General features: G+C 72.3%; 6 protein-coding genes. 4 read left to right on the forward strand and 2 right to left on the reverse strand.

Annotation, left to right across the window (positions count from 1 at the left end):
- Positions 1 to 16: 16 nt before the first annotated feature.
- From NQU54_RS37795 to NQU54_RS37810, 4 genes are all read left to right on the forward strand, one after another.
- Positions 17 to 871 (forward strand): ATP-binding cassette domain-containing protein, encoded by an 855-nt coding sequence (locus tag NQU54_RS37795; RefSeq protein ID WP_257634939.1) that lies wholly within the window; start codon positions 17 to 19, stop codon positions 869 to 871.
- Positions 843 to 2,927: a YhgE/Pip family protein gene (locus NQU54_RS37800; RefSeq protein ID WP_257634940.1), complete on the forward strand. Its 2,085-nt coding sequence runs from the start codon at positions 843 to 845 to the stop codon at positions 2,925 to 2,927. The genes NQU54_RS37795 and NQU54_RS37800 overlap by 29 nt, the downstream gene beginning before the upstream one ends.
- 35 nt (positions 2,928 to 2,962) lie before the next feature.
- Positions 2,963 to 3,583, forward strand: a complete 621-nt coding sequence (locus tag NQU54_RS37805) for a TetR/AcrR family transcriptional regulator (protein ID WP_257634941.1) — start codon at positions 2,963 to 2,965, stop codon at positions 3,581 to 3,583.
- A 403-nt stretch (positions 3,584 to 3,986) separates the two neighbouring features.
- Positions 3,987 to 5,543 carry a phytoene desaturase family protein gene (locus NQU54_RS37810; protein WP_257634942.1) on the forward strand — a complete coding sequence of 519 codons (1,557 nt, stop codon included), beginning with the start codon at positions 3,987 to 3,989 and terminating at the stop codon, positions 5,541 to 5,543.
- 203 nt (positions 5,544 to 5,746) lie between these two features.
- Here the strand turns inward: NQU54_RS37810 and NQU54_RS37815 are convergent, their stop codons facing one another.
- The gene (locus NQU54_RS37815; RefSeq protein WP_257634943.1) at positions 5,747 to 6,733 is read right to left on the reverse strand and encodes a hypothetical protein; all 987 of its coding nucleotides are present in this window, start codon (positions 6,731 to 6,733) and stop codon (positions 5,747 to 5,749) included.
- A 67-nt stretch (positions 6,734 to 6,800) separates the two neighbouring features.
- The gene (gene metF, locus NQU54_RS37820; RefSeq protein ID WP_079257291.1) at positions 6,801 to 7,718 is read right to left on the reverse strand and encodes a methylenetetrahydrofolate reductase [NAD(P)H]; all 918 of its coding nucleotides are present in this window, start codon (positions 7,716 to 7,718) and stop codon (positions 6,801 to 6,803) included.
- Between the last annotated feature and the right edge of the window lie 455 nt (positions 7,719 to 8,173).

Consider the following 8,173-nt stretch of genomic DNA (forward strand, 5'->3'; position numbering starts at 1 on the left):
AAAGGAAGTGATCTGTGTGGGGGGCACCCCAGAGGCGGCGACCGGGGCGGCGGTGACGGCCGGGGGACTCGGCGTCAAGGGGCCGCACGGCTGGGCGTTCCGCGGTGCCGGTATCGCCGCAGAACCCGGGTCGCTGATCGCGATCGAGGGTCCGTCCGGCTCGGGCCGCACCGCCCTGCTGCTCACGCTCACCGGCCGGATGCGCCCCACCGAGGGGCACGGCCGCGTCGGGGACTTCCGGGTTCCCCAACAGATGGCGCGTATCCGCCGGATCAGCGCGCTCGCGCATGTGCCGGGCGTCGCCGAGCTCGACCCGGTGCTCACGGTCGCCGAGCATCTGCGTGAGCGGGCCCTGCTGCGGCGCCGGTTCACCGACTCCCCGCGCGGGCTGCTGCGCCCGCGCCGTGAACGGGCCGCCGCGTCCCGGGCCGTGATCGACGCGGCCCTCACGGCCGCCGGGCTGGACCCCGACACGCTGCCCAAGGGGCCGCGTACGGCCGTACGGGACCTGGAGCGGCTGGAGGCGCTGCGGCTGTCGATCGCGCTCGCCCTCGTCGCCCGGCCGCGGCTGCTGGGCATCGACGACACCGACATGAAGCTCTCGGACGCCGAGCGCGAGCGGATCTGGACGCTGCTCCGGGAGATCGCGGAGGGCGGCACCACGGTCCTCGCGGTGTGCAGCCAGGCCCCGGCCGGCGCGGTCGTCGTCCGCACCGGCCGGACGAGCGCCGCCGATGACGGCGACGAGAAGACGCAGCAGCCCCGGAAGACCGACCCGGACACCGTCGGCACACCCACCGCCGACGACAACCGACACGACGAGAACGAGGAGGGGGCGGCGGATGCGCTCGCCGAAACTCGCCGCGCTTGAGCTGAAGCGGTTCGGGAGAGGGAAACTGCCGCGGGCCGCGCTCGCCGCCCTGCTTCTGCTGCCGCTGCTCTACGGCGCGCTGTATCTGTGGTCCTTCTGGGATCCGTACGGCAAGTTGGACAAGATCCCGGTCGCCCTCGTCAACTCGGACACCGGCGCCACCGTGCGCGGCGAGCACCTCACCGCGGGCGACGACATCACCGGCGAGCTGCTCGGCAGCAAGACCTTCGACTGGCACCCCACGAGCGCCGCCGAGGCCCGTAAGGGCGTCGCGAACGGCACGTACTACCTCTCGCTGACCGTGCCCTCGGACTTCAGCCGGCAGATCGCCTCCAGCTCCGGGAAGTCCCCGGAGACCGGCGCCCTCAAGGTGCGCACCAACGACGCCAACAACTACATCGTCGGCCAGATCTCCCGCTCGGTCTTCTCCGAGGTGCGCGCCGCGGCCTCCGCCAAGGCGTCCCGCGGCTTCTACGACAACATCTTCATCTCCTTCGCCGATATCCACGGCGAGACGGCCAAGGCCGCCAAGAGCGCCGACAAGCTCGGTAAGGGCATCGGCAAGGCCAAGAAGGGCGCGGACGACCTCGCCAAGGGCCTGGCCAAGGCCAAGGAGGGCAGCCGCGATCTCAAGTCCGGGCTCGGCACGCTCTACAAGGGCTCCGGGACGCTCAAGACCGGCGCGGGCGGGGTCGCCGGCGGCACCCAGTCCCTGTCCGACAAGGTCAACGACGTGGCGGCCAAGGTCCGCCCGTTCCTCAAGGAACACGGCAAGGAGATCGGGGACGTCTCCCAACTGGTCGCCGACGCCTCCCGGAAGGCGTCCGACAACCTCGACACCCTGCCCGAGACGACCGCCACGGCGGCCGCCAAGGCCCGTAAGGCGTCCGACGACCTCGCCGCCGACCACCGGACCCGCTGTGAGGGGGCGGTGCCCGCCGGCCCGGACTGCCCCGCGCTGAAGAAGTCGGTGGCGGCGGCCGGTACCGCCGCGGATGTGGCCGAGGACGTCAACCAGCTGGTGAAGGACCACACCACCGAACTCGATGCCCTCGGCGGCCATTTGGACGATCTGCACGACCAGGCGGTCTGGCTCGCGCACAACGCCCCGCACCTCGACACCGATCTCGACACCGCCGTACGGAAGGTCAACGCCCTCAACTCCGGGGCGCAGAAGGTCGCCGAGGGCGCCGGAACCCTGCACACCGGGCTGAGCACCGCCAAGACCGGCGCCTCCGACCTCGACAGCGGCGTCGGCAAGGCGCGCGGCGGCGCGGACACCCTGGGCGGCGGGATGTACCGGCTCGTCGACGGCTCCGGCAAGCTCTCCGGCGGTCTGCGCGACGGCGCCGCCAAGATCCCCGACTACGGCGAACAGGACCGGGACGACCGTACGGAGGTGATGTCGGATCCGGTACGGCTGGTCAACCAGGCGGTGCACAAGGCGCCCAACTACGGCACGGGTTTCGCCCCGTACTTCATCCCGCTCTCCCTGTGGGTCGGCGCCATGGTGGCCTACATGCTGATCCAGCCGCTCAACGGGCGCGCGCTCGCGGTGGGCGCCTCGTCCTGGCGGATCGCGTTCGCGGGCTGGCTGCCGGTCGCCGCGATCGGTGTGCTCCAGACGCTGGCCCTGATGGCGGTGTTGCACTGGGTGATCGGCCTCCAGATGGTGCGGGCCGCGGGCACCCTCGGCTTCCTGATGCTGGTGACGGCCTGTTTCGCGGCGATCGTGCAATGGCTGAACGCCCGCTTCGGACCGGCCGGCCGGATCCTGGTGCTGGCCCTGCTGATGCTCCAGCTGACCTCGGCGGGCGGCACCTATCCGGTGCAGACCAGCCCCCGCTTCTTCACCGCCATCCACCCCTTCCTGCCGATGAGTTACGTGGTGGACGGGTTGCGCCGGCTCATCACCGGAGGCGGCCTTGGCCCGGTGTGGCTGGCCTGCGGGGTGCTCCTCGGATACACCGCGGCCGCCCTGGCGCTCACCGCGTGGTCGGCGCGGCGCCGGCAGGTATGGTCGCTGAACCGGCTGCATCCGGAGCTGAGTCTGTGAGCGGAGCAACATCGACAACGGGCACAATCGGCGCCATGGACAGCAGCAGCACACGCCGCCAGGCCACCCGGCAGAAGCTCTTCGAGGCAGCGGTCACCCTCATCGCCGAACAGGGCTTCTCCTCCACCACGGTGGACGAGATCGCCGAGCGGGCCGGGGTGGCCAAGGGCACGGTCTACTACAACTTCGCCAGTAAGACCGTGCTCTTCGAGGAGTTGCTCCAGCACGGCATCGAGCTGCTGACCGCATCGCTCCAGAGCGCCGCCGACGAGAACGCCGAGCGCGGCGGCAGCCATGTGGACGCGCTGGACGCCATGGTCCGGGCCGGACTGGACTTCATCTCCCGCTATCCGTCGCTGACCCAGCTGTACGTGGCCGAGCTGTGGCGCACCAACCGCGCCTGGCAGTCCACCTTGATGATGGTCCGGCAACGGGCCATAGCGGTCATCGAGTCCGAGCTGCGGGCCGGGGTGGCCGCCCATGAGTTCAGCGGGGAGATCGACATCCCGCTGACGGCGTCCGCGCTGTTCGGGATGGTGCTGGTGGCCGCGCTGGACTGGCAGTCGTATCAGCCGGAGCGGTCGCTGGAGGATGTGCACGCGGCGCTGTCACGGCTGCTCCAGGGCCGCGTCGGCGGAACCGTGGCCTCCGGGTAGCCGGCCGTCGCCCCGTAGCCCTTCCAGGCGCCTCCGGACGGCCTGGGGAGCGGGCGGACCAGCCGTCGGGTGAAAGCAGAAGACGCTGTTCCGGTCAGATGGACTTCGACCTGACCGGAGCAGCGCCTCCCCCCGTAACTCCCCCGTACTTCCCCCCTTGGAGGCTCCTGGTCCGGAGACTCCCGGTGACTCCCACCTTTCGTCCGGGCCCGCGCCGTTCCGCCGCCCCGTGCCGGCGGTCCGGCGCGTGGCCCTTCCGTGTGCTCCACTCTTCCGTCCGCGCAGGTGGCGGCCCATCCGCGCGGCTACTCATCTCCCCGGCTGAGTACGCGTACTCAGGTCTGCGCACTCGTCCCCAGGCGGGGTGACCCGGCTGTCGGTGGGGGCGGATAAAGTCACGGTCATGGCACGGATCGTGGTGATCGGCTCCGGGATGGGCGCCATGGCGGCGGCCGCCCGGCTGGCCGTGGCGGGCCACCGGGTGGTGGTGTACGAGCGCGGGCGGACCCATGGCGGCGGGGTCGGCCGCTTCGCGCGGGACGGATTCCGCTTCGACACGGGACCGGGGCTGCTCCACCTGCCCGCCGTCTACCGGGATCTGTTCGTCAAGACCGGCAAGCAGACCCTGGAGCAGAGCGTCGAGCTCGTCCAGGTGGACCCGGCGAGCCGGCACCTCTTCGCCGACGGCACGGACGTCCGGCTGCCCAATGCCTCACGGGCCGGGGTGCTCCAGGCGCTGGACGGCGCCTTCGGAGCGGGCGCGGGCGAGCGCTGGAGCGATCTGGTCAACCGTGCGCGCGAGGTGTGGGACGCCACCCGCAGACCGCTCCTGGAGGAGCCGCTGCGAGCCGACTGGCGGATCCTGGGCCGCGACCCCTATCCGGCGGCCCCTGTGCGGCGCGGCCGGCTCGGTGGCCTGTTCGGCCGGGGCCGCGCCGACGGCCCGCTCACGCTCGCCGAAGTGGCCCGCCGGGAGCTGAAGGATCCGCGCGCCGCGGCCCTCCTGGAGAGCCATGCGCTGGCGCACGGCCTCGACCCGCGCTCCGCCCCCGCCGCGGCCACCGTGCTGCCTTATGTCGAGCAGACGTTCGGCACCTGGTATGTGGGCGGGGGGATGCGCGCGCTCGCCGATGCCCTCCATGAGCGCTGCCGCCGGCGAAAGGTCGAGTTCCATTTCGAGGCCGAGGTCACCGGCATCGTGGAGAAGGACGGCCGTGCGGCGGGCGTGGAGCTGGCCGACGGCACCGTCGCGGAGGCCGACGTGGTGGTCTCGGGGATCGACCCCGCGCTGCTGCCCCCGCTGCTCGGCGGCCAGCAGCCCTGGCGGGAGGACGACGTGCGGCCGGAGCCCGACCCGGGTGGCGGCACACCGGGGCGGCTGACCGTCTTCCTGGCGCTGAGCGGCGCCCGTCCCGAGGACGCCGCACACCGCACCGTGGTCCACGCCCCGGACCGGGAGGCGGAGTTGACCGCCGTCTTCGGCGACGGCCCCGGGCTCCGCGAGCCCTGCCCACGCCCCACGGTGACCGTGCTGCGCCCGGCCGACCCCGCGGTGCGCCCGGACGAGGGCCATGAGGCCGTCACCCTCACCGCCGTCGTCGCCCCGCACGGCCCGGTGGACTGGACGGACGGCACGGCGGCGGAGCAGGACGCCCAGCGGCTGATCACGGCCGCCGAGGCCGCGATACCGGGGCTGCGGGGCCGGCTGCTGTGGCATGAGGTGCGCACCCCCGCCGACACCGGCGCGGAGACGGCCGCCCGGGGCGGCGGCGTGCCGGGCCCGGCGCTCGCCGGAGCGGACGGCGCGTTTCTGCGGCCCGCCAATGCCACCCGGCTCCCGGGCCTGTATCTGGCTGGCGGCTGGGCCCATCCGGGCGGTGGGCTCGCCCATGCCGGGATGTCGGGCGCGCTGGTGGCCGGGCTGATCGTCGAGGGGGAGGACTGGCGCGGCTCCCAATAGGGCGGCCCCTGCGGCTCCCGGCAGGGACACCCGGTAGGTCAGCTCCCGGCGGGGACGGCTCCCGCGGCTCCCGGCGGGGCGGCTCCAACTCCCGGCAGAGCGGCTCCGAGCGGATCGGCTCCGGCGGCTCCCGGGAAACGCGTGAGCCCCGCTCTCCGGGAGCGGGGCTCATCCGGCGGCGGGGCTCACCCCCGCCGCCCGGCTCAGTAGCGGTACTGCTCGTCGAAGCCCTGGGGGTAGCCCTGCGCTTGGCCCTGGTGCTGCTGCTGGTACGGATACGCCTGCTGGTCCGCCGCGGGCGCCGCGTCGCCTTCGCGCTGCTGCGGCACCCAGGGCCCGCCGGACTGCATCACGTCATACCCCTGGTCCGGTAAGGGGTAGGAGGCGTCGGCCGCCCAGTGGTCGCCGCCATAAGCCGCGCCCCCGCCGTACGGGTCCTGCTGGCCATAGGCCGAGTGCTGGTCGGCGTACTGCTGCTGCTCGTACTGCTGCTGACCGTAAACCTGCTGGTCATAGGGCTGGGCCTGGGGCTGGGCGCCGCCGTACGGGTCCTGGCCGTAGGCCGCGTACGCCTCGTTCCCGTAGCCGTACTGCCCGGCCTGGCCCATCTGGTCCGCGTAGACGTCCTGGCCGTAGTTCTGGCCCTGCCCCTGGCTGTGGTCCTGCTGCGAGCCGTAGCCGCCGTACGTCTCGTACGCGCTGTAGCCGGCGGCCGCCGCGTCGCCGCTGTACTCGCCCGAGGCCGGAGTGAAGGGGGACGGCTCCTCGTAGACGCCGTACTCGCCGGTCTCGTCCGGCATCGGCTGCGGCTGGTAGGTGGGCGGCTCCGGCTGGGCCGCCGGGACCGCCTCCAGGTCGGACACCTCGAGGATGGGCTCCTTGTCCACGCCGTCCGGCCGGGCGCCCCTCTCCTCGCGGCCGAGCAGCCCCGGCAGCCCGCCGCTCAGCGCCCAGCCCGCGGCGAAACCGCGCCGGAAGGAGAGCGTCACATACGTCTGGCCTATGGCGAAGGCGATCGCGCCCACCCCGATCACCGGAACCGACGGGATCAGCACACCGCCGACCACACCCAGGAAGCCGACGAAGGCCAGCAGCCGCCAGCGCAGCCGCGCCTTGTACTGCAAGAGGACCTCGCCGAGCAGCCACAGCGCGACGACGCCGAAAGCGATGTAGAGGACCGTCCAGCCCATGCCCGCCCCTCTCAATGCGGCCGCCCGTCGGCTGCCGTCATCAGGACCGCTGACGCGGTCCCAGATTTCAGGACCGCTGGTGCAGTCCCAGATTCTCGTAGATTTCCAGCGTCGCCGGGGAGTGGTTCAGGGTAATGAAGTGCAGCCCGGGGATCTCCTCGGCCATCAACCGCGCGCACAACTCTGTGGCGTAGTCGATCCCGATCGAGCGTACAGCCGCCGGGTCGTCCTTCACCGCCAGGATCCGCTCGGCCAGTTCGGGCGGGAACGCGGCATTGCTGAGCTGCGCGAACCGCTCGATCTGCTTGACGTTCGTGACGGGCATGATCTCAGGGATGATCGGTGTCGTACAGCCCGCGGCGGCGACCCGGTCGCGCAGCCGCAGATAGTCCTCGGGATAGAAGAACATCTGCGTGATGGCGAAGTCGGCGCCGGCGCGGCACTTGTCGATGAAGTGACCGATGTCGGTGTCCCAGTCCGTCGAGCGGGGGTGCATCTCGGGGAACGCGGCCACGCCGACGCAGAAGTCCCCGGACTCCTTGATCAGCCGGACCAGCTCGGCGGCGTAGTCGAGACCGTCGGGGTGGCTGATCCACTCCCCCATGGGATCGCCCGGCGGGTCACCGCGCAGGGCGAGCATGTTCCGGATCCCGGCACCGGCGTACTGGCCGATGATGTTGCGCAGCTCTGCCCTGGAGTGGTTGACGGCGGTCAGATGGGCTACGGGGGTGAGCGTGGTGTCCGTGGCGATGCGCTCGGTGACGCGCACGGTGCCCTCGCGGGAGGAGCCACCGGCCCCGTAGGTCACGGAGACGAAGGTGGGCGAGACGGCTTCCAGCCTGCGGATGGCGTTCCACAGCGTTTGCTCGCCCTTCGCCGTCTTGGGGGCGAAGAATTCGAAGGAATACGACTGCTCGCCCGACGCGAGCAGATCACGCACGGTCCGGGCGCGATCGGTCCTGGTGGAAGCGGTGCCTAGGGCCATATGAGCAGGCTATCGACCTGGCCCGGTTACGCCCACCCGACCTCGGAGATATGGGGGTTTTGCCAGCTTTCTGTCCGGAGTGCGGACAGAACTGTGCGCCAGCGCGGTCGGAACCGCGCGGTCCTGACCGGCGGACGAGCCGAGCGGGATGAAAACCGGGTGAAAGCCAGGTGAAGAGCCGGGCGGGGCATGGTCAGGTCAGGTCCGGCCCGTGTCGGGCCGGAGACGTGCCAGGCCGGACCCGTGTCGGCCGGACGCCAGGCCAGACGCCAGGCCAGACGCCAGGCCGGACGCCGGTAGGCGGCCGGACCCCGGTCAGACCGCGCGCACCCGCTTGGCCAGGTCCGCCGTCGCCGCCGCCGGGTCGTCGGCGGCCGTGACGGCCCGGACCACGACGATGCGGCGGGGGCCCCCCCCCCCCGCCCGCTCCCGGTTGGGGGGGGCGCGTCCGCCCC

The organism is Streptomyces malaysiensis subsp. samsunensis (assembly GCF_024519315.1).
In the GTDB taxonomy this organism is placed as follows: Bacteria; Actinomycetota; Actinomycetes; order Streptomycetales; family Streptomycetaceae; genus Streptomyces; species Streptomyces malaysiensis.